General features: G+C 54.2%; 18 protein-coding genes. 9 read left to right on the top strand and 9 right to left on the bottom strand.

The window, feature by feature from the left end:
* Positions 1-141 precede the first annotated feature (141 nt).
* From H3L93_RS07310 to efeB, 7 genes are all read left to right on the top strand, one after another.
* A complete protein-coding gene (locus H3L93_RS07310) occupies positions 142-1,413 on the top strand; it encodes a GntP family permease (protein WP_003794696.1) in 1,272 nt (423 codons plus the stop codon).
* A gap of 138 nt (positions 1,414-1,551) precedes the next feature.
* A complete protein-coding gene (locus tag H3L93_RS07305; RefSeq protein WP_003794700.1) occupies positions 1,552-1,695 on the top strand; it encodes a hypothetical protein in 144 nt (47 codons plus the stop codon).
* Positions 1,696-1,744: 49 nt separating this feature from the next.
* The gene (locus H3L93_RS07300) at positions 1,745-1,918 is read left to right on the top strand and encodes a hypothetical protein (protein ID WP_155802998.1); all 174 of its coding nucleotides are present in this window, start codon (positions 1,745-1,747) and stop codon (positions 1,916-1,918) included.
* Positions 1,919-2,332: 414 nt separating this feature from the next.
* Entirely contained in the window at positions 2,333-3,466 is a 1,134-nt protein-coding gene (locus tag H3L93_RS07295) for a glycerate kinase family protein (RefSeq protein ID WP_003794704.1), read from the top strand.
* A 150-nt stretch (positions 3,467-3,616) separates the two neighbouring features.
* The gene (gene efeU / locus H3L93_RS07290) at positions 3,617-4,426 is read left to right on the top strand and encodes an iron uptake transporter permease EfeU (protein WP_003794705.1); all 810 of its coding nucleotides are present in this window, start codon (positions 3,617-3,619) and stop codon (positions 4,424-4,426) included.
* A gap of 37 nt (positions 4,427-4,463) precedes the next feature.
* Entirely contained in the window at positions 4,464-5,663 is a 1,200-nt protein-coding gene (gene efeO, locus H3L93_RS07285) for an iron uptake system protein EfeO (protein ID WP_003794707.1), read from the top strand.
* Between the two features lie 248 nt (positions 5,664-5,911).
* Positions 5,912-7,237 (top strand): iron uptake transporter deferrochelatase/peroxidase subunit, encoded by a 1,326-nt coding sequence (efeB, locus tag H3L93_RS07280; RefSeq protein ID WP_003794709.1) that lies wholly within the window; start codon positions 5,912-5,914, stop codon positions 7,235-7,237.
* A 177-nt stretch (positions 7,238-7,414) separates the two neighbouring features.
* Here efeB and waaF read toward each other — a convergent pair whose 3' ends face one another.
* Entirely contained in the window at positions 7,415-8,419 is a 1,005-nt protein-coding gene (gene waaF / locus H3L93_RS07275; protein WP_003794713.1) for a lipopolysaccharide heptosyltransferase II, read from the bottom strand.
* A gap of 111 nt (positions 8,420-8,530) precedes the next feature.
* On the opposite strand from waaF, the gene H3L93_RS07270 reads away from it, so the two are divergent.
* Entirely contained in the window at positions 8,531-8,848 is a 318-nt protein-coding gene (locus tag H3L93_RS07270; protein WP_003794715.1) for a hypothetical protein, read from the top strand.
* A gap of 324 nt (positions 8,849-9,172) precedes the next feature.
* Positions 9,173-12,067: a ribonuclease R gene (gene rnr / locus H3L93_RS07265; RefSeq protein ID WP_003794720.1), complete on the top strand. Its 2,895-nt coding sequence runs from the start codon at positions 9,173-9,175 to the stop codon at positions 12,065-12,067.
* Between the two features lie 93 nt (positions 12,068-12,160).
* On the opposite strand, the gene folD is transcribed toward rnr, so the two are convergent.
* The 8 genes from folD to glyA all read right to left on the bottom strand — a co-directional run bounded on the left by folD (position 12,161) and on the right by glyA (position 20,667).
* Positions 12,161-13,018, bottom strand: coding sequence for a bifunctional methylenetetrahydrofolate dehydrogenase/methenyltetrahydrofolate cyclohydrolase FolD (gene folD, locus H3L93_RS07260; protein WP_040558374.1), 858 nt, complete (start codon positions 13,016-13,018; stop codon positions 12,161-12,163).
* A gap of 35 nt (positions 13,019-13,053) precedes the next feature.
* Positions 13,054-13,284 (bottom strand): hypothetical protein, encoded by a 231-nt coding sequence (locus tag H3L93_RS07255; protein WP_003794726.1) that lies wholly within the window; start codon positions 13,282-13,284, stop codon positions 13,054-13,056.
* A gap of 720 nt (positions 13,285-14,004) precedes the next feature.
* Entirely contained in the window at positions 14,005-14,685 is a 681-nt protein-coding gene (locus H3L93_RS07250; protein ID WP_003794733.1) for an HAD family hydrolase, read from the bottom strand.
* Complete coding sequence (hda, locus tag H3L93_RS07245; RefSeq protein WP_003794735.1) at positions 14,682-15,353, bottom strand: DnaA regulatory inactivator Hda; 672 nt, start codon at positions 15,351-15,353, stop codon at positions 14,682-14,684. Before hda ends, H3L93_RS07250 begins: the two co-directional genes overlap by 4 nt.
* Positions 15,354-16,135: 782 nt before the next feature.
* A complete protein-coding gene (locus H3L93_RS07240; RefSeq protein WP_003794746.1) occupies positions 16,136-17,473 on the bottom strand; it encodes a sodium-dependent transporter in 1,338 nt (445 codons plus the stop codon).
* Positions 17,474-17,571: 98 nt separating this feature from the next.
* A complete protein-coding gene (locus H3L93_RS07235; protein WP_003794748.1) occupies positions 17,572-18,435 on the bottom strand; it encodes a hypothetical protein in 864 nt (287 codons plus the stop codon).
* Positions 18,436-18,889: 454 nt separating this feature from the next.
* On the bottom strand, positions 18,890-19,249 hold the full coding sequence (locus tag H3L93_RS07230) for a hypothetical protein (RefSeq protein WP_040558156.1): 360 nt from the start codon (positions 19,247-19,249) through the stop codon (positions 18,890-18,892).
* Between the two features lie 167 nt (positions 19,250-19,416).
* Positions 19,417-20,667 carry a serine hydroxymethyltransferase gene (gene glyA, locus H3L93_RS07225; RefSeq protein ID WP_003794755.1) on the bottom strand — a complete coding sequence of 417 codons (1,251 nt, stop codon included), beginning with the start codon at positions 20,665-20,667 and terminating at the stop codon, positions 19,417-19,419.

Raw genomic sequence — 20,667 nt, 5'->3', positions numbered from 1 at the left:
CTTTGCCGCGCTGTTTACAGCAAAATCAGGATGACTAAATATTTTAGTCATCCTTTTTTTGTAAAGCATTTGACACACACGCTTACACATCCTTAACATACGCGACTACATCTCACTACATACAGACTAAGGAGAAAATAAATGGATGTTTCTGTAAGCGCATTGGGCGCAATCGTGGCATTGGTGGTGGCGATTGGTTTGATTTTGCGAAAAGTGCCGCCTGTTTACGGCATGATGGTGGGCGCGCTGGTCGGCGGCTTGGTGGGCGGTGCGGATTTGGTGCAAACCGTTACGCTGATGATCGACGGCGCCAAAGGCATCACCACCGCCGTGATGCGAATTTTGGCGGCAGGCGTGTTGGCAGGCGTGTTGATTGAATCAGGCGCGGCCACCGTGATTGCCGAAACCATTGTGAAAAAGCTGGGCGAAACCCGCGCCTTGCTGGCATTAGCCGTTGCCACGCTGATTTTAACGGCGGTGGGTGTGTTTATTGACGTTGCCGTGATTACCGTGTCGCCGATTGCGCTGGCTTTGGCGCAGCGGGTGGATTTGTCCAAAATGGCGATTTTGGTGGCGATGGTAGGCGGCGGCAAAGCGGGCAATCTGATGTCGCCCAACCCCAACGCCATCGCCGCTTCCGACACCTTCAAAATCCCGCTCACTTCGGTGATGGTGGCGGGCATTATTCCCGCCATCTTTGGGCTGGCGCTCACCTATTTTCTCGCCAAACGCTTAACCAAAACAGGCACCGCCGTCGCCCCCGAAGAAGTCGCCGCGCATACGCCCGATGGGCACTATCCCTCTTTTATCGCGGCGATTGCTGCGCCCGTGGTGGCTATTGTGTTACTGGCGTTGCGCCCGATTGCCGATATTAAAATTGACCCGCTGATTGCCTTGCCCGTGGGCGGCTTGGTGGGCGCAATCATCATGGGGCGGTTTAGCAAAATCAACGATTACGCCGTGAGCGGCTTGGGCAAAATGTCGGGCGTGGCGATTATGCTGCTGGGCACGGGCGCGCTGGCGGGGATTATTGGCAATTCGGGTTTGAAAGACGTGTTGATTGATTCGCTCACCGCCTTGGGCTTGCCCGCTTATCTGCTCGCACCCGTTTCAGGCAGCCTGATGTCGCTGGCAACCGCCTCCACCACCGCAGGCACCGCCGTTGCCTCCAAGGTGTTCAGCGGCACGCTGCTGGATTTGGGCATCAGCAGCTTGGCGGGCGCAGCGATGATACACGCGGGCGCAACCGTGTTTGACCACATGCCGCACGGTTCGTTCTTCCACGCCACAGGCGGCAGCGTGGGCATGGCGATTAAGGAGCGGCTGAAAGTCATCCCATACGAAACCGCGATTGGCTTGATTATGACCGTGGTTTCTACGCTGATTTTTGGCGTGTTTCGCTGGTTTGGCTAAGCGTTTTCAGGCTGCCCTAATGCGTAGACACAGAGGCAGCCTGAAAGCCGAAGGCTTCAACGAAGTTAAAACGGTATCGCCCATTTTCAGGCTGCCTCAGCTATGTTTAGCCGGTGCACGGCTTGCCAGCAAGCCGTAATGGCGCGGGGACAGTTTTCAGGCTGCATAACCATTGTGTCCGCGTTTAGCCGTAGGGCGCAAAACCATTTTTCAGGCTGCCTCAAAGCAGCGCAAGTATTGAGGCAGCCTGAAAACGCCGCTTTGCACGCCAAGTTGGCGTAGGGTGTGTGGCTGTGCCACGTACCATTTATTCAGCATGGCTAAACGGTGCATGACAAACTACACTCTAACTTGCTTGCCCAAATGCAGACGCAAGATAAGGCAGCCTGAAACACAATGGAGCGGCAACGGCTCGTCGCCAACTAACACGCTGAACAATGGCACAGCTTGGCAAAAGAGCAGCAATCGTTTTTCAGGCTGCCTCAAACGCAAGCGAAAACATTGAGGCAGCCTGAAAATACCGTTTCGCGCTCTAAACTGTTGTAGAGTGTTCCAAAAAGTATGCTGCACTGTCGTTCCCCCGCCAGCGGGGGAAGGAACAGATTTCAGAATTTCTAATTCATACGGCTTGTTTATTAACAGCAATCAAGCCAGCATATTTTTTAGGATACCACCAGTTGATGTAGGGCGTGTGGCTAGGGCTGTTTGTAACAAGCGCGTAGGATGGGCAACCAGTCGCCCACCCTACATGCCCAAAATCCTTTTTCAAGCTGCCTACCCCCCGCCCCGCCCAAACGCGAGCGCAACATAAGGCAGCCTGCGTAGCGAAGCGGAGTTGCGAAGCTAAAACACCACCCCGCGCCCCTACGGCTTGCTCGCAAGCCGTGCGCTTTTCCCAAAACCAACAAGGACACCCCCCATGAAAATCATCATCGCGCCCGATTCCTTCAAAGAAAGCCTCACCGCGCTGGAAGTCGCCGAGGCGATTGAAGCGGGCTTAAAAGCCGTGTTGCCGCACGCCGAATGCGTGAAAATCCCGATGGCGGATGGCGGCGAAGGCACGGTGCAATCGCTGATTGATGCCACCGATGGCACGTTGCACACCGCCGAAGTAACCGCGCCGCTGGGCAACCGCGTTGCCGCGCAATATGGCATTTCGGGCGACGGCAAAACCGCGATTATTGAAATGGCAGCCGCTTCGGGCTTGCATCTGGTGCCGCCCAGCGAGCGTAATCCGCTCATCACCACCAGCTATGGCACAGGCGAATTGATTTTGGCGGCGTTAAACCACGGCGTGGAAAAAATCCTGCTCGGCATCGGCGGCAGCGCAACCAACGATGGCGGCGCGGGGATGCTGCAAGCGCTGGGCGCGGATTTGCTGGATGAACACGGCGCAGCCATCGGCTACGGCGGCGGCAGCCTCGCCCAATTAGCCCGCGCCGATTTTTCCCGCTTGGATGCGCGGTTGCAGCAGGTTGCGCTGGAAGTGGCTTGCGATGTGAACAATCCGCTGTGTGGCGAAAAAGGCGCGGCGGCGGTGTTTGCGCCGCAAAAAGGTGCAACGCCCGCTATGGTACCAACGCTGGATGCCAATCTGGCGCACTTTGCCCAAATCATCCAGCGCGATGCAAGCAAAGACATCGCCAGCGGCGCGGGCACAGGCGCGGCAGGCGGCATGGGCGGCGGCGTGTTGCTGCTGCCGCGTGCCGAGCTAAAATCGGGCGTGCAAATTGTGATTGATTATGTGCAACTGGCCGACCAAATCCGCGATGCCGATTGGGTGATTACGGGTGAGGGGCGCATGGACGCGCAAAGTGTGCACGGCAAAACGCCTGTTGGCGTGGCGCGTGTGGCAAAACAGTTTGGCAAGCCCGTGATTGCCTTGGTGGGCTGCCTGCGCGCCGATTATGCGGCTGTTTACGATTGCGGCATTGACGCGGTTTTCCCCATCGTCCGCCAATTGGATAGCTTGGAAGCCATCTTGCAGCAGGGCGGGGCGAATTTGCAATCGGCGGCGGAAAACGTGGCGCGTTTGTATCTTGCGCTGAAATAAAAATGGCGGCTCAAAAAATATACTGATGCAAAACAAAGCGGTATGTTGTGTTGGGTCGTGTCTTTTTGGAGATAGTAATAACGATTTGTATTTGCTATTTAATCTTCGTATAATCCGCGCTTTGCTATTTTTGTAAGAATAGGAAAAGAAATGTTAGTAGCGTTTTTGATTATGCTGCGCGAAGGAATTGAAGCGGCATTAATCGTGGGCATCGTGGCGGGCTTTTTAAAGCAGTCCGGCTATTCGCACATGATGCCCAAAGTGTGGATTGGCGTGGTTGCCGCCGCGCTGATGTGTTTGGGGTTGGGCTTGTGGATTCACAATAAAACAGGCGAAATCCCGCAAAAACAACAGGAATTTGTGGTGGGTGCGCTGGGCTTGTTTGCCGTTGCGATGCTCACTTACATGGTGCTGTGGATGAAAAAAGCTTCACGCAGCCTGAAACAGTCTTTGCAGCAATCGGTGAGCAGCGCATTGCAGCGCGGCAACGGGCATGGCTGGGCGTTGGTGGGCATGGCGTTTTTGGCGGTTGCCCGCGAAGGCTTGGAAAGCGTGTTTTTCCTGATTGCGGTGTTTAACCAAGCGCCCACCGCCGAAATGCCGCTTGGCGCGGTGTTGGGCTTGGTGGCGGCGGCTGTGATTGGTTATTTGATTTACAAAGGCGGCGTGAAAATCAACTTGGGCAAGTTTTTCCAATGGACGGGCGTGCTGCTGATTTTTGTCGCCGCAGGATTGCTGGCGGGCGCATTCCGTGCGCTGCATGAAGCGGGTGTGTGGAATATCGGGCAAACTATTGTGTTTGACAGCTCGCATATTTTGCACAACGACAGCGTGATGGGCGTGTTGATGGGCGGCTTTTTCGGCTACACCGACCACCCTGTTGTGAGCGATTTGGTCTTGTACTTTGCGTATTTGATTACTGTGTTGTACTTGTTTTTCAGGCAGCAAAAGGCAGCCTGAAACCTTTGTTTGTTTTATTTTCTTAAAGGAATGTTTTATGAAAGCAAAATATTTATCCGTTGTAACTTTGGCTGCCTTGGTTGCTTTGACCGCTTGCCAACCGCCCGAAAGCAAAAAATCCGAGCCTGCGCCTGGCGCGGCTTCCCAAGCTGCTGCTTCTGCGCCCGCTGGCGAAACCCCTCGCAATGCCGATGGCAGCATTTCCGTTGCTGTGAACGACCACGCTTGCGAACCAATGCAAATCACCGTGCCCAGCGGTCAAACCGTGTTCCAAATCAAAAACGACAGCACCCGCAAGCTGGAATGGGAAATCCTAAAAGGCGTGATGGTGGTGGACGAACGCGAAAACATCGCGCCATCGCTGTCTGACAAAATGACCGTTACCCTGTTGCCCGGCGAATACGAAATGACTTGCGGCCTGCTCACCAACCCGCGCGGCAAACTGGTTGTAACCGACAGCGGCTTTAAAGACACCACCGATGAAGCGGCGTTGGAAAAATTGGCGCAACCTTTGGGCGATTACAAAAAATACGTTCAAGGCGAAGCCAAAGAACTCGTAGCCAAAACCGAAGCGTTCGTAGCCGCAGTGAAAGCGGGCGACATTGAAAAAGCTAAATCGCAATTTGCCGCCACCCGCGTTCACTACGAGCGCGTAGAGCCGATTGCCGAATTGTTTAACGAGCTGGACCCCGCCATCGATGCGCGCGAAGACGACTTCAAAATGGGCGCGAAAGATTCCGCCTTTACCGGCTTCCACCGCATTGAACACGCGCTGTGGGTGCAAAAAGACGTGAAAGACGTGCAAGCCACCGCCGATAAACTGTTGGAAGACGTGAAAAAACTGCAGGCCGAAATTGACGCGCTTTCCTTCCCACCCGGAAAAGTGGTTGGCGGCGCAGCAGCCCTGATTGAAGAAGTGGCCAGCAGCAAAATCACAGGCGAAGAAGACCGTTACAGCCACACCGATTTGAGCGACTTCCAAGCCAACGTGGACGGCTCACAAAAAATCGTAGAGCTGTTCCGCCCACAAATCGCCGAGAAAAACAAAGCCTTGCTGGATAAAGTGGACGCGAACTTCAAAACCGTCAACGACATTTTGGCGAAATACAAAAACGCAGACGGCAGCTACGCTGATTACGAAAAACTCACCAAAGAAGACCGCAACGCGCTGCAAGTGCCCATCAACGCACTGGCAGAAGACCTAGCGCAACTGCGCGGCACATTGGGCTTGAAATAAGCCGATAGAGGCAGCCTGAAAAGCCCACAATCGCTTTTCAGGCTGCCTTTTCACATTTGAAAAAAATGCTGTCAGTCGCTATCCGGCGCACGGCTTGCCAGCAAGCCGTAGAAACGCGAATACCATTTTCAGGCTGCCCCGCTATTCGCGCCCGCGTTTTCAGCATCGCAACACATTAAAGGCAGCCTGAAAACCAGCAAACGAGCTTCTACCAAAGCCAACCCCAAAAGCAATAAAGGAAACCCACCATGAGCGAACAACTCCAATCCCCCAGCAAACGCGCCCTGTTTAAAACCGCCGCCGCTGTGGGTGCAACCTTTGCCGCAGGCAGCCTGGTCGCCTGCCAACAGCAAGCCGCCAATTCCGCCGGCAGTGCATCAACCCCCGCCACAACCCCCGCGGCTAACGACGCTTGCGGCGGCAGCGGACACTCCAACACCAGCATTCCCTGCCACGGCGCGCACCAAGCAGGCATCGTTACCCCCGATAAAGAACAGCCCTTCGGCACGCTCTGCGCCTTTGACGTGCTCGCCAAAACGCCCAAAGAGCTGGAAAACTTCTTCCGCACGCTTACCGCCCGCATAGAGTTTCTCACTCAAGGCGGCGAAATCGCCGATATTGACGACAAACTGCCCCCGCCCAGCAGCGGCATTTTGGGCAAACAAGTGCCGCCCGACGGTTTAACGATTACCGTTGGCGTGGGTGTGAGCTTGTTTGACAACCGTTTTGGCTTGGCAAAACACAAACCGCTGCGCTTGGAAGAAATGCGCGATTTTCCCAACGACAAATTGGTTGCCGATTGGTGCGACGGCGACATCAGCCTGCAAATCAGCGCGTTCAGCCCCGAAACCTGCCAAAACGCGCTGCGCGACATCATCAAAAACACCAGCCACGTCGCCACCATCCGCTGGTCCATCGACGGCTGGGCACCCAAAACCGAAGCCCCCGATGCCGCCGCCCGCAACCTATTTGGCTTCCGCGACGGCACAGGCAACCCCAATATCCGCGACCCCAAAGTCGCCGATACTATGCTGTGGACAGGCATCACCGAAAACAGCCAAGACGAACCCGCATGGACGAAAAACGGCACCTACCAAGCCATCCGTATCATCCGCCAAATGGTTGAATTTTGGGACAGAACGCCGTTGCAAGAACAGCAAGACATCTTCGGGCGCGCCAAATATTCCGCCGCACCGCTGGGCAAAAAACACGAACACGATGCCCCCGACTACGCCAGCGACCCAGACGGCAAACGCATACCCAAAGACAGCCATATGCGCCTTGCCAACCCGCGCGACCCCGAGTTTTTAAAACGACACCAGCTTTACCGCCGCCCCTACAACTACTCGCTGGGCTTGTCCAGCGCCAAGCAGCTGGATGTGGGCTTGATTTTGACCATGTATCAGGCGAATTTGGCAGACGGCTTTATTTTTGTGCAAAGTCTGCTTAACGGCGAGCCGCTGGAAGAGTACATCAAGCCGTTTGGCGGCGGCTATTTCTTTGTGCTGCCCGGCTTTGAGCAAGGCGGTTATTTGGGCGACGGCTTGATTAAGCTGGTTCAACCGCAGCAGTAAGCAGTAGTATCTGAATAAAAATAGGCAGTCTGAAAGCGTAGAAATGGCGTTTTAGCTTCGCAGAAGCTCGTAAAACCCGCTTTCAGGCTGCCTTTTGATTGAAACATGGTTTTCGCTTTGTTGAAATTTGCCTTGCTCGTTTTCAGGCTGCTCTTAAACCGTCAGGCAGCCTGAAACCTACTCCTGAGCAATCGCAATCACCTTCTCCGGCAGCAGTTTCGTCATGCAATCAAAATGCCCCAGCGGGCATTCGCGCTTGAAACACGGGCTGCAAGCCAAATTGAGCGTGGCAATCTTGGCTTTGTCGCTCAACGGCGGCGTGTGCTCGGGGCTGGACGAGCCGTAAATCGCCACCAATTTGCAGCCCACCGCCGCCGCAAGGTGCATCAAGCCGCTGTCGTTGCAAAACACGGTGTCGGCGCAGGCGAGCAAATCAATCGCCTCGTCCAAGCTCGTTTTGCCGCATAAATTGGTGCATAGGCAGCCTGAAAGCCGGTTAATCTCCTCGCCCAAGTCAAAATCTTTGTGAGAGCCAAACAGCCAAATCTGATAACCGCGTTGCGCGTAATGCTGCGCCGTGGCGGCAAAATGGCGCGGCAGCCAACGCTTCGCCACGCCGTATTCCGCGCCGTGGCAAAACGCAATCACAGGCTTGTCCAAATCCAGCCCATGCGCTGCCAACGCCGCCGCTTGGCTTGCCGCGCTAATGGTAAAACTGGGCTGCGAAGAATGCCCGTCAAACGCCGCCTGCGATGGATGCGCCAGCGCGGTGTACCGGTCCACCATCAGCGGCAACGCCGCCTTATCCAGCTTGCGGATGTCGTTCAGCAGCCCATAACGCTGCTCGCCCACATAGCCCGTGCGCTGTCTGATGCCCGTGGCAAACGCCAAAAAACCCATTTTCAGGCTGCCTGCGGTGGCGATGACTTGGTCGTAATCGCGCTTGCCCAGCATCCGCCCCACGCGCCAACGCTCGCGCAGTTGCAACGCGCCGTGCCCGAACGGGTTGTCCAAAATCTCGTTCACCTCGTCCATGCGCCGATACACCGCTTGCGACCACTTGGGTGCAAACACATCAATCACGCAATCGGGATGCAATTCGCGCAAGCGGCGCAACATCGGCTGCGTCATCACGCAATCGCCAATCCACGACGGCGACAAAACCAGTATTTTTTTAGCCATTTCATCCTGTTTGCAAAACCAAAAACGCACCGATTGTAGGGCGAAAAACTGCCGCGCGCAAAAGTTTCAGGCTACAATGCCGCCTTTCGTTCACACGCCTAACCGCCTAACATGACCGCCACCCGACGCTACGCCAACGCCCGCCTCACCGCCATCCGCCATATCCCGCACGAAGACAAACTGATTTTGAGCTTTGACGAACACGAAGACTGCGAGTTCACCGGCGTGGTGGATTTTTCGCTTAACGGCTTTTATCCGCACAACATTTTGTTTGATTTATACGAATACGACCTCACCTCGCTGCCCCCGCGCATCGCCGCCGATTTTCCCAATCTGTCGTATTACATCCACAGCGGTGAAAACTGGCAGATTTTCCACCTGTCGCCGCAAGCAGGCATGGGCGGCGTGATTGTGTGCGCCACGTTTTAGCCGCAAACCGGCGTTTTAGCTTCGCTACGCAGGCTGCCTTATCGCGCATAGGCAGCCTGCGTAGCGAAGCGGAGTTGCGAAGCTAAAACCCAAATATGGAGCGGCGGCGGCTTGTCGCCAAACGGCGCATAAAACGGCACAGGCTGCAACATCGGCAAGCCGAAAACACACTATGTCTAGTTTTCAGGCTGCCTCATCCCGCAAAAACCACACTCCGCCCCCAATTCCCCTATTCAGGCAGCCTGAAACTTCCCCCGCATCCCATTTTCCGTTAAAGTACACATCTGACAAAAACCCATAATCACAACAAGGATTTACACCGAAATGGCAAAAACCAAAAACAAAACAAGTAAAACAAGCAAAACAACCAAAAGCAAAAACACCAGCCTGCGCGCCCAAGACCCCTATCTGGCGCGTGAACAACAAAAATACCCCCACCCCTTGCCCAGCCGCGAATGGATAATCCAGCTTTTAGAAACCACAGGCGTGCCGCAAAAAATACCCAGCCTCGCCAAGCAGTTATCCATTGCCGATAGCGAATACGAATTTTTTGAACGCCGCCTCAAAGCCATGGCGCGCGACGGGCAAATTCTGATTAACCGCCGCAATCTTGTGTGCGCCGCCGAAAAATTGGAAATCGTCAAATGTCGCGTGGAAATGCACAAAGACGGCTTCGGTTTCGCCGTGCCGCTCATCCCCACGGGCGAGGGCGATTTGGTGCTGTATGAACGGCAAACGCGCGGTGTGATGAACGGCGACATCGTAACCGTGCGCCCCTTGGGACTAGACCGACGCGGGCGGCGCGAAGGGCAGATTTTAGACATCATCGAACGCGCCCAAACGTCTATCGTGGGGCGGTTTTACTTGGAACGCGGCATCGCCGTGCTAGACCCCGAAGACAAACGCCTCACGCAAAACGTGATTTTGGAGCCCGACAGCGTGGCGCAATTTGCCCCCGGCGAAGGGCAGGTGGTGGTGGCGGAAATCACCGCCTATCCCGAAAACCACCGCCCCGCCGTTGCCCGCATCACCGAAGTGTTGGGCGATTATGCCGACAGCGGCATGGAAATTGAAATCGCGCTGCGCAAACACAAATTGCCGCACGAATTCAGCGCAGGCTGCCTGAAAGCCGCCGCAAAAATCCCCGAAAAAGTGCGCGCCAGCGATCGCAAAAACCGCGTGGATTTGCGCGATTTGCCGCTAGTAACCATAGACGGCGAAACCTCGCGCGATTTTGACGACGCAGTTTTCGCCGAAAAAATCGGACGCAACTATCGCCTTGTCGTTGCCATCGCCGATGTGAGCCATTATGTGAAGCCCGACGATGCCATAGACCAAGACGCGCAAGAACGCGCCACCAGCGTGTATTTCCCGCGCCGCGTCATCCCGATGCTGCCTGAAAACCTGTCCAACGGCATCTGCTCGCTCAACCCCGATGTGGAGCGGCTGTGCATGGTGTGCGACATTGAAATCACGTTTGCGGGCAACATCAAATCGTATCGCTTCTACCCCGCCGTGATGAAATCGCACGGCAGGCTTACCTATAACCAAGTGTGGGAATGGATTAGCCAAAAAACGCAAAATCCATACAGCGAGCAGCTCAACACTTTATACAAATTATTCAAAATATTGCAGAAAAAACGCCATGCACGCGGCGCGATGGAATTTGAAACCAGCGAAACGCAAATGCTGTTCAACGACAACGGCAAAATTGACCGCATCATCCCCGTGGTGCGCAACGATGCGCATAAATTGATTGAAGAATGTATGCTGGCGGCGAACGTGTGCGCGGCGGATTTTCTGTTAAAAAACAAGCATCCCGCCCTCTATCGCAATCATGCTGGTCCTACGCCCGAAAAACTAGCCGCGCTGCGCGAACAACTGGGCTTGCTGGGCTTGAAACTGGGCGGCGGCGATAACCCCACGCCCAAAGATTATGCCGCCCTTGCCGACCAAATCGCCGAGCGCGACGACCGCGAATTGCTGCAAACCATGCTGCTGCGCTCCATGCAGCAAGCCCAATACGAGCCGCACAACGCAGGGCATTTTGGGCTGGCGTATGAGCACTACACCCATTTCACCTCGCCCATCCGCCGCTATCCCGATTTGCTGGTGCACCGCGCCATCAAAGCCGTGTTGGCGGGCACACAATACCAAGCCGACTGGCAAGCACTCGGTGCGCATTCGTCGCATTGCGAACGCCGCGCCGACGATGCCAGCCGCGACGTGGAAAACTGGCTCAAAACCTACTATATGCGCGACAAAGTGGGCGAAGTCTTCGCAGGCAAAATCAGCGGCATGGCAAACTTCGGCATTTTTGTTACGCTGGACGACATCCACATCGAAGGCATGGTGCACGTGAGTGATTTAGGCGAGGATTATTTCAACTACCACCCCGAAACGCTGTCGATGATAGGCGAGCGCAGCGGCGTGCAGTTTAAAATGGGCGACCGCGTAGTCATCAAAGTGGCCCGCGCCGATTTGGACACCAGCAAGATTGATTTAGTGCTGGTGTCGGGCGGCGAATCGCGCTCATCGCGCAAAGCGAAAAAACAAGCGGCGAACGATAGCGGCAGCCTGAAAAAGGCACGCGGCAAGAAAGCGGCGGAAACTGCGGCTGCACCTATTGAAGGCAGCGCGGGCAAGAAATCACGCAAAGCCAAAGGCAGCCTGAAAACGAGCAACGCGAGTTTCAGCGAAGCTAAAACCGAAGGCGCCAACGAAGCGAAAACAAGCGAGGCGGGTTTCAGCGAAGCCAAAACGAACCAAGCAAAAACAGCGGATGCGAAGGCAAACCAAGCCAAACAACCCGCCAAGCCAAGCCCATCGCGCAAAGGCAAAAAGCAAGCCACAGCAAAGGATTCAGGCAGCCTGAAAGCAGCGCATAGCAATGCCAACCCTGCCGCCGGTGAAAAAGCCGCCGCCGCGAAACCCCAATCGCGTAAAAAAGGCAAAAAAGCCGCCGCGTCCGTTGCCACCTCAGCCGCTGACGCACCCGTTGAAAAGATTGAACCCGCCCAACAAAAGCAATCGCGCAAAGGCAAAGGCAGCCTGAAAACGAGCAACGCGGGTTTCAGCGAAGCTAAAACCGAAGGCTCCAGCGAAGTGAAAACGGGCAAACCGCGCCAAGCCCAAAACCAAGCCGCGCCCGCCTCATCCGCCACGGGCACGCTCAAAATGGTCAATGGCAAAATCACCCTTGTGAAAAAGAAAAAATAGGCAGCCTGAAAACCCAAAACGGCACAGAATTCATCCTGTGCCGTTTTTTATTTGGGCTGCGCCAAACGCGCTTGCCCCGTTTTAATCTTGTTTTCAGGCTGCCTCATGCGTTTGCGCCGCCTGCAACGTATTCTCCAACAAACTCGCAATCGTCATCGGGCCCACCCCACCGGGTACAGGCGTAATCGCAAACGCGCGTTCTTTCGCCGCCGCAAATTCCACATCGCCGCATAGCGAGCCATCGTCCAAACGATTGATGCCCACGTCAATCACCGTCGCATTCGGCTTAATCCACGCGCCTTTAATAAAATTCGGCTTGCCCACCGCCACAATCAAAATATCCGCCGTTGCCACTTCCAGCGCCAAATTTTCCGTAAAACGGTGGCAAACCGTAGGCGTGCCGCCCGCCAGCATAATCTCCAACGCCATCGGCCGCCCCACAATATTCGACGCGCCCACAATCGTAACCTTTTTGCCTTTCACCGGAATTTGATACGCATTGAGCAGCGTAATCACCCCCTTGGGCGTGCACGGGCGCAGCGTGGGCATCCGTTGCAGCAACCGCCCCACGTTGTAAGGATGAAAACCGTCCACATCCTTATCGGGATGAATGCGCTCCAAAACCTCTTGGCTGTTGATATGCGGCGGCAAAGGCAGCTGCACCAAAATCCCATCCACATCATCTTGCGCGTTCAACGTGTCAATCAACGCCAGCAGTTCCGCTTCGCTGGTGTGCTCGGGCAAAATATGCGAAAACGATTGAAAGCCCACCTTGTCGCAGGCGCGTTGCTTATTGCGAACATAAACCGCGCTGGCAGGATTTTCGCCCACCAAAATAACCGCCAAACCTGGGGCGCGTTTGCCCTCGGTCTGGCGTTGCTGCACTTGCTCGCGGACGCGTTGCAAGCATTGCTCGGAAACTTCTTTGCCGTTGATGATTTGAGCCGTCATGGGGTTGCTTTCGTTGTCGTAAAAAGAAAGGCTCATTATCGCATTTTTACAAATGGGTTTACAAATAGCGGCAATGAGGCAGCCTGAAAGCCGAAGGCTTCAACAAAGTTAAAACGAGCAACGCGAGTTTCAGCGAAGCCAAAACAATGGGCAGGGATGATTTTCAGGCTGCCGCCGAAGTTTCGCCAAGGCTTTGCCTGGGTATTGAAAATGCCCAATTCGCTGTTTTTAGATTTTTTATTCTTGTTTGTTTTAAAATTTCCCAAAATTAGTTTCTTTTAAAATCAAAAGATTGTATTTATTTTACAAAATAATAATAACTATCATTTGCATAAAAAAACGAAAAAGCGTACTATTCGTTTCACCAGCTACACGGCAACAGAAATTGTTCACAAACTTTGCTGCTGTGTAGTCCATTTGGTAGTGGTTTGTGTTCCTTTTGTGCCCCCGTTGAAAAACGTGGGGCAATTTTTTTGTGGCTGCGCTGTTGCGTGGCGCAGCGATTGGAATAAAAGTTTTAGAAATTGATTTTGAAATTTGCTGATTATTGGCGTTTTTTGTTTTAAATCCATTAATTTTTAAAATTAAATGGCTGCTTGCTATTTTGGCTTGTCAAGATTTGTAAGCAGGAATAGAATTCGGCTTACATTGAATTACAAAAATAACAGACGAGAAATATTCAACCTATTCGGTGCGGGGTTTCGTGCAAGCGAAACTGTGTGCTAAATCGCTTTGCTGTGCTGCTTTTTCTCTCCTTTCGGGCAGCATGGCAGGGGCAGGCGAGAGCCTGCATTGTTTGTGAAGCGTAAAATCTCTGATTGAGGTATTTGTGGCAGCTCTTTTTGAGCTGCCTTTTTTTGTTTTCAGGCTGCCTATGCGGGGGAAGGCAGCCTGAAAACTCAATCATCCGGCAAGAAACCGTTTGGCAGGCCACCAAACGGTTTTGCTTTTTCAGAATGGCGCCGGTTTTCGCACAGCGCGGGTTTTCAGGCTGCCTCATCAAACCGCAATACCGCCCACCCGTGCGCTTGGGCGTGTGCCAGCAAGGTTGCGTCGGGATTAACGGCAACGGGTTCGTCCACAAGGTTCAGCAGCGGCAAGTCGTTTTGCGAATCGCTGTAAAAATAGGTTTTGCCGTAGCTGGCAAGGGTTTCGCCCCGCGCGGCGAGCCATTGGTTGAGCCGTGTGATTTTGCCTTCTTGCAGGCTGGGCGTGCCAACGATGTTGCCTGTAAACAAGCCGTTGGCATCGGTTTCTAGCTGCGTGCCGATGATGTTATCAATGCCGAAGATTTGTTGGCAGATGGGGGCGATGATGTATTCGTTGGTGGACGAGATAACCAGCAGTTCGTCGCCTGCGCGGTGGTGTCGGTTTACGAGGTCTTTGGCGGCTTGGCTGGCATGGGGGGCGATGTATTGCGCTTGGAATTGTTGGTGCAATTCGTTGCGCTGGGCGGGGGTGAGATGGGCGATGGGGCTGATTTGAAAGCGGACGAAATCGGCAACATTCAGGCAGCCTGAAAGATAGTCTTGATAGAATTTTTCGTTTTGCGCGGCGGCGTAGTCGGCATCCAGCAAGCCTTGTTCAATCAGGAATTTGGGGAAGGCGTTGTCGCTGTCGGTGTGGATTAGGGTGTGGTCGAGGTCAAAGATGGCGAGGTTTTTCATGGGCGGGTTTTCTGTTGTTTGAGCAGGCGGCGCAGCAGGGGTAGGGTGATGGGCTTGCCTTGGCTGATGGAATAATTGGCAAGGTCGTTGAACATGGTGATTAGGCTGCCGAGATCTTGCCGCCAATGGTCTAGCAGGTATTGGTAGATGCCGGGGTCGATGTTGAGCTGGCGGGTTTTTGCCATGTTGGTGAGCGCGGTAATTTTTTCTTCGCGGCTGAGCGATTTGACTTCATAGGCGAGGCAGTATGCCATGCGGGTACGCAAATCTTCGCGCAGGTGGAGTTTGCTGGGCGGGGTGTCGGCGGAAAGCAGCAGATGCCCGTGTTTGCTGTTGCGAAAGTGGTTGAAGATGTAGAACAGGGTGGCTTGCTCGGCATCGTTGAGTTTTTCTATTTGGTCGATGGCGACGAAATCGGCTTGCACGGCGCTGTCGGTGAGCGGGGTGGTGCCTGCGTCGATGTATACGGCGGTTTGCCAGTTTTGCAGGGCTTGCCCCACCCATGCTTGCAGGATGTGGCTTTTGCCTGAGCCTTGCTCGCCCCAGATGTAGAGGAATTGGTCGTGCTCTTGTTGCAGGATGTAGATAAGCTCGGCGTTGGCGGTGCCGAGTAGTTTGTCAAAGCGGGGATAGGCGGGGTCGTTGAAATCGAAGGCGGTTTGTTGCACGGCGGGATGGGGTGTTTGCAAGATGGTGGGATGGGGGATTGTAATGTTTTGTGAAGGGGGGTGCAAAGGTTTCAGGCTGCTTTTGGGGTGGGCAGCCTGAAAATGGGTTGGGATGTGTTTTAGGCTGCCTTTTTATTCCAGCCAGTGCACGGCTTGCAAGCAAGCCGTAGGGGGCGCGGATTGGCGTTTCAGGCTGCCCAAGCATTTGTGCTCGCGGTTAGGCAGCCTGAAAGTTTGGTTGGTGCTTTGTGGTTGGTATTTGCGTAGTCTTAACCATGCGCTTCATGCCAGCGGGGCACTTACTTTTCTTTGCTTCGCCAAAGAAAAGGAAGCAAAAGAAAGGCGACCCCGACGTGCAGGTTTGGCTACGCCAAACTTCCCTTACTCCGCATCCTTTTTTCGGCGCGTGCGAACTAGCCGCACTTCGTGCGTCGTCGAACAAGCGCACGCTTTTTCCCGAAAAAAGGATGCTTCGTTCGGCTGGACGTAGGGGAGATGGTAGTAGCATCAACCAAATATGATGGGATTAAGCAGCCTGAAACCCAATCTATCCATTAAAAAACTGTTTAGCAGAACGCTAAACGGTTTTATTTTTCAGGCTGCCTTAGGCTGTTAAGGCAGCCTGAAAATATGGAACGGGTAGGGAGTGTTGGGTATTTTTGTTGAGTGGATTGAGTTTCAGGCTGCCTTAAACGGCGTGCGCAGCAAAGCTGCACACCCTACGATTGTTCTGTTTAACCATAAATTTCAGGCTGCCTTAATCGCCCAAGGCAGCCTGAAACTTAAATCCACCCCAACGTATTCGCAAACACCAGCAAAATCGCAATCGGCGCAACATAGCGCACGGCGGTGCGCCAAATGCGGGCGATAACGGGCGAAAAATCGCTGCCGAGCATCATGTGTTGCAACACGCCATCGCGTTTCAACACCCAGCCCACCAGCACACACACCGCCAGCGAGCTGAGCGGCATAATCCACGACGTAATCAAGTAATCCCACAAATCAAACACCGTTTTGCCGATGATTTTAAACTCCGCTAGCGCGCCAAACGACAGCGCGGAAGGGATGCCCATGATAAAAATCGCCACGCCCGCCATCCACGAAATGCGGCGGCGGCAATGCGGCTGCTTTTGCACAAAATAAGCGATGGCGGTTTCCAGCATGGAAAATGCGGATGTGAGCGTGGCAAACGCCACCAGCACCATAAACACGGCAAACAGCAGCGTGCCAAACGGCATTTTTTGGAACACGGCGGGCAGCACGATAAAAATCAAGCTGGGGCCGGCATCGGGCTTGAAGCCCAGCGCGAACACGGCGGGGAAAATCACCAAGCCCGCCAGCAAAGAAACCAGCATATTCAACCACATAATGCTGTTTGCCGAGCGGAACAGGTCTTGCTTGTTATCCAAATACGAAGCGTAAGTCATCATGGTGGACACGCCTAGGCTGAGCGCGAAAAACGCTTGCCCCAGCGCGGTGAGCCATGTGGCGGGGGTTACTGCGCTGAAATCGGGTTGCAGCAAAAATTTCACGCCCACCATCGCGTTGGGCAGCGTGAGCGAGCGCACGGCTAACACCAAAAACATGATAAATAACAAGGGCATCAGGTATTTATTGGCGCGTTCAATGCCAGATGATACGCCGTTTTGCACCACCCAAATGGTTACCAGCATAAAGGCAGCCTGAAACCCCAAAACCATCGCGGGATTGCTGATGGTGCTGCCAAACAGCGCGGCAAAATCGGTGGTGGGCGTAATCGCGCCGCTGATGGCGTGCCAAACGTAGGCAAACACCCAGCCGCCCACCACGCTGTAAAACGACAGCAGCACGAAACACGCCGCCATGCCCATGCGCCCAATCCACGCCCAAGCGGGATGCGGCGCGATTTCTTTAAGCGCGTTCACAGGGTTTTTGCCCGTTTTGCGCCCGATAAAAAATTCGGACAACAGCACGGGCAAGCCCACGAGCAGGGTAAACAACAGAAAAATCAGAAAAAACACCGCGCCGCCGTTGGTGCCTGCGGTGTAGGGGAATTTCCAGATTGCGCCTAAACCGATGGCAGAACCTGCGGCGGCGAGAATGAAACCGATTTTGGATGTCCAGTTGGATGGGGATGACATGGGGCTTCCTTGTGGTAGTCAAAACGTTTTCAGGCTGCCTCAGCGTTTAAGGCAGCCTGAAAGTGGGCACGATTTTAGCAATTTTTTACAAAACGTGCTTATTCGTTATCATCCATATCATCCGCATCGTCTATTTCACGCGCCGCCATTTGCTCGGCTAGCTGGTTTAAATCCAGCTCGGCGCGGTTTTCAGGCAGTCTGAAAATAATCGGCAGCTCGGAAATGCCGTTTTCGCCGTTGGGATAGGCATAGCTGCGGCTGTTGCTGCGGTGGATGATTTGGGTATCAAATTCCATGTGCACCACTTGCGTTTTGACTTCATCGGGTAGTTTTATCAATTTATCGTAAGCGGCATACAGCAGGCGATTGCGTTCTAGCCGCATCTCGTCCAATTTTTCAATTTGTTTGGCTTTGCGTTTGAACAGCTTATCCAGATCGTGGATAAGGGGAACGGGCGATTCGGCAAGCTGGCGGTTGCGCATGGTTTTAAACCAAAAGCCCAGCAGTTGTTGTTTCAGATAAATTTCGTTGATAAAGACTTTAACCGCGTTGGTGTGCAGCTTGCGGGCGTTTTCGGGCAGGATAAGCTCTTTTTTGCGGCGGATTTCATCGGCAGCGGCGTAGATAAACGCGCTGTGCAGCTTTTGTTTCCATTTTTGTTGTTCCAAATCGCCACGGGTGTTGGCTTCGGCGATTTGTTCCAAAATGTTTTCTAAAAAATCGGCAATTTTGACGGTTTCGGCATAGCCGCGCAGTTTTTCCATGCTGTTTTGGATGTTTACGCCCAAAATTTTGACGATTTTGAGCTTGGCGGGAATGCTGGCGACAAATTGCTCAAAGGTTTGCTCATTGGCATCTTGAAAAATAAATTTTTTGGCTTCGGCGTGCCATGTGATGCCCATGCGGCTTAATAGCTGCTGGATAACATTGCTGCGGTCTTGCGGCGAGAGCGTGGCGAACACTTCATGCAGGTGTTGTTGCCAAAAGACATCGAGTTTGGGGTCGATTTGGGTGATTTGGGCGCGGACGGGGTAGGGGATATAGTCAGCGGGATAGGCTATGCGCTGCGTTGGTTGGTTGGCACGATTATGTTCCTAATGGTGAAATCAAGTGATTTTACGGGATGCAAACAAAGATTTACGTTTCAGGCAGCCTGAAAACGGGAAGCCGGCGCATGAAAATTCGGGCATGGCTGCCCGATGGGTTGGTTGGCTGCTGCTTTGAACGTAAACGGATTTTAACAAAAAAGGCAGCCTGAAACGCTTTTTTAACGGTTTCAGGCTGCCTGATGTTTGATTATCACAACAGGGCTGGCAGGCATGATAAATAGATATGGTTGGCAAGGTTTGTGCCGGCGCGGCAAAAGGCAGCCTGAAACGGCTAAATGTGCGTTTCAGGCTGCCTTTTATCTGCGGGTTAATCGCGCCAAGGACTGGGCACGCGGATGTGCGTGTAGCCGCCGCGCTCGGAAGTGCGCTCTTGGTAGCCGAAGCGTTGCTCGGTGCGGTCGTTGCGCTCGAATTGGCGCGATCGTTGCCCCATTTGTTCGCGGTCGCGCTGCATGCGCTGTTCCAAGGTTTGCCCGTGTTCCATGCGCTGATGATGCTCTTGCATGCGCTGTTCTCCCTCGCGGTGCATATCGGCGTGTTCGCGGCGCATTTCGCCTGCGGAATAACGGGCGTGGAAGCCTGCGTTGCTCAAGCCTTCGCTTACCGCGCAGCCTGAAAGCAGGGTGGCGGCGATGCCGATGCTGATGATGTGTTTGCGGGAAATCATGTGTCGCTCCTTGCGGTGAAAAAGGCGGCGTTATACGAGATGGCGCGGGCGGCGTATAGCGGGTTTGTGCAAAAATGGGTGGGCGGCGGGTAAAGAATGGGTTAAGGCAGCCTGAAATTGGGAAAACCCGTTTTCAGGCTGCCTTACTATCTATACGCGCAATTCAATCACGCGCCGTAAACAGGGTTTTTCGCGCACAAGGCTTGGGCTTTGGCTGCCACGGCTGCCAAGTTCGCTTCATCGTTGGGGTTGTCCAACACGTCTGCCAGCAGGTTTGCCAATTCGCGCACATCGGCTTCGGTGAAGCCGCGGGTGGTGATGGCGGCTGCGCCCACGCGGATGCCGCTGGTTACGAAGGGTTTTTCGGGGTCGTTGGGGATGGCGTTTTTGTTGATGGTGATGTGCGCCTTGCCCAAGGCTTCTTCGGCGGCTTTGCCGGTGATGTTTTTGGGGCGCAAATCTACCAAGAAAACATGGCTTTCGGTGCGACCAGACACGATGCGCAAGCCGCGTTTCACCAATTCTTCCGCCATCGCTTGCGCGTTGATTTTCACTTGTTTGGCGTATTGTTTGAACTCGGGTTCTAACGCTTCTTTAAACGCTACGGCTTTGGCGGCGATGACGTGCATCAATGGCCCGCCTTGCAGGCTGGGGAAAATGGCGGAGTTGAGGGCTTTTTCGTGCGTGTTGTCGCGGCACAGGATTACGCCGCCGCGTGGGCCGCGCAGGGTTTTGTGGGTGGTGGTGGTAACGAAATCGGCAAAGGGCACGGGGTTGGGGTATTCGCCGCCAGCCACCAAGCCTGCGTAGTGCGCCATGTCCACGAATAAATACGCGCCCACTTTGTCGGCGATTTCGCGGAATTTTGCCCAGTCAATTTGCAGGGCGTAGGCGGATGCGCCGGCGACAATCATTTTGGGCTTGTGTTCCAGCGCAAGGCGTTCTACTTCGGCGTAGTCCAGCACTTCGTTTTCGTCCAAGCCGTAGGTAATGGCGTTGTAGAGTTTGCCTGAGATGTTCACGCTTGCGCCGTGGGTTAAGTGCCCGCCGTGCGCTAAGCTCATGCCGAGTATGGTGTCGCCCGGTTTGAGCACGCTGGCGTACACGGCTTGGTTGGCTTGGCTGCCCGAATGGGGCTGCACGTTGGCGTATTCTGCGCCGAATAGTTTTTTCACGCGGTCAATGGCGAGCTGCTCGGCAACGTCCACGTGTTCGCAGCCGCCGTAGTAGCGTTTGCCAGGGTAACCTTCGGCGTATTTGTTGGTTAATTGGCTGCCTTGGGCTTCCATCACGGCGCAGCTGACGTAGTTTTCGGATGCGATAAGCTCAATGTGGTCTTGCTGGCGTTCTACTTCGGCGGCGATGGCGGCGGCGAGTTCGGGGTCGTATTTGGCGATGGTAAGGCTTTTGGAATACAT

Source organism: Kingella oralis, from assembly GCF_014054985.1.
GTDB lineage: Bacteria > Pseudomonadota > Gammaproteobacteria > Burkholderiales > Neisseriaceae > Kingella_B > Kingella_B oralis.
This window is presented reverse-complemented; position numbering and strand designations above follow the sequence as displayed.

Excerpts from the sequence above, each read along its gene's own strand:
- glyA (WP_003794755.1), bottom strand. The coding sequence starts at position 20,667 with ATGTATTCCAAAAGCCTTACCATCGCCAAATACGACCCCGAACTCGCC.
- H3L93_RS07300 (WP_155802998.1), top strand. The coding sequence starts at position 1,745 with ATGACAAACTACACTCTAACTTGCTTGCCCAAATGCAGACGCAAGATA.
- H3L93_RS07305 (WP_003794700.1), top strand. The coding sequence starts at position 1,552 with ATGGCGCGGGGACAGTTTTCAGGCTGCATAACCATTGTGTCCGCGTTT.
- H3L93_RS07270 (WP_003794715.1), top strand. The coding sequence starts at position 8,531 with ATGACCGCCACCCGACGCTACGCCAACGCCCGCCTCACCGCCATCCGC.
- H3L93_RS07295 (WP_003794704.1), top strand. The coding sequence starts at position 2,333 with ATGAAAATCATCATCGCGCCCGATTCCTTCAAAGAAAGCCTCACCGCG.
- rnr (WP_003794720.1), top strand. The coding sequence starts at position 9,173 with ATGGCAAAAACCAAAAACAAAACAAGTAAAACAAGCAAAACAACCAAA.
- waaF (WP_003794713.1), bottom strand. The coding sequence starts at position 8,419 with ATGGCTAAAAAAATACTGGTTTTGTCGCCGTCGTGGATTGGCGATTGC.
- H3L93_RS07310 (WP_003794696.1), top strand. The coding sequence starts at position 142 with ATGGATGTTTCTGTAAGCGCATTGGGCGCAATCGTGGCATTGGTGGTG.
- H3L93_RS07250 (WP_003794733.1), bottom strand. The coding sequence starts at position 14,685 with ATGAAAAACCTCGCCATCTTTGACCTCGACCACACCCTAATCCACACC.
- folD (WP_040558374.1), bottom strand. The coding sequence starts at position 13,018 with ATGACGGCTCAAATCATCAACGGCAAAGAAGTTTCCGAGCAATGCTTG.
- H3L93_RS07230 (WP_040558156.1), bottom strand. The coding sequence starts at position 19,249 with ATGATTTCCCGCAAACACATCATCAGCATCGGCATCGCCGCCACCCTG.
- efeB (WP_003794709.1), top strand. The coding sequence starts at position 5,912 with ATGAGCGAACAACTCCAATCCCCCAGCAAACGCGCCCTGTTTAAAACC.
- efeU (WP_003794705.1), top strand. The coding sequence starts at position 3,617 with ATGTTAGTAGCGTTTTTGATTATGCTGCGCGAAGGAATTGAAGCGGCA.
- efeO (WP_003794707.1), top strand. The coding sequence starts at position 4,464 with ATGAAAGCAAAATATTTATCCGTTGTAACTTTGGCTGCCTTGGTTGCT.
- H3L93_RS07240 (WP_003794746.1), bottom strand. The coding sequence starts at position 17,473 with ATGTCATCCCCATCCAACTGGACATCCAAAATCGGTTTCATTCTCGCC.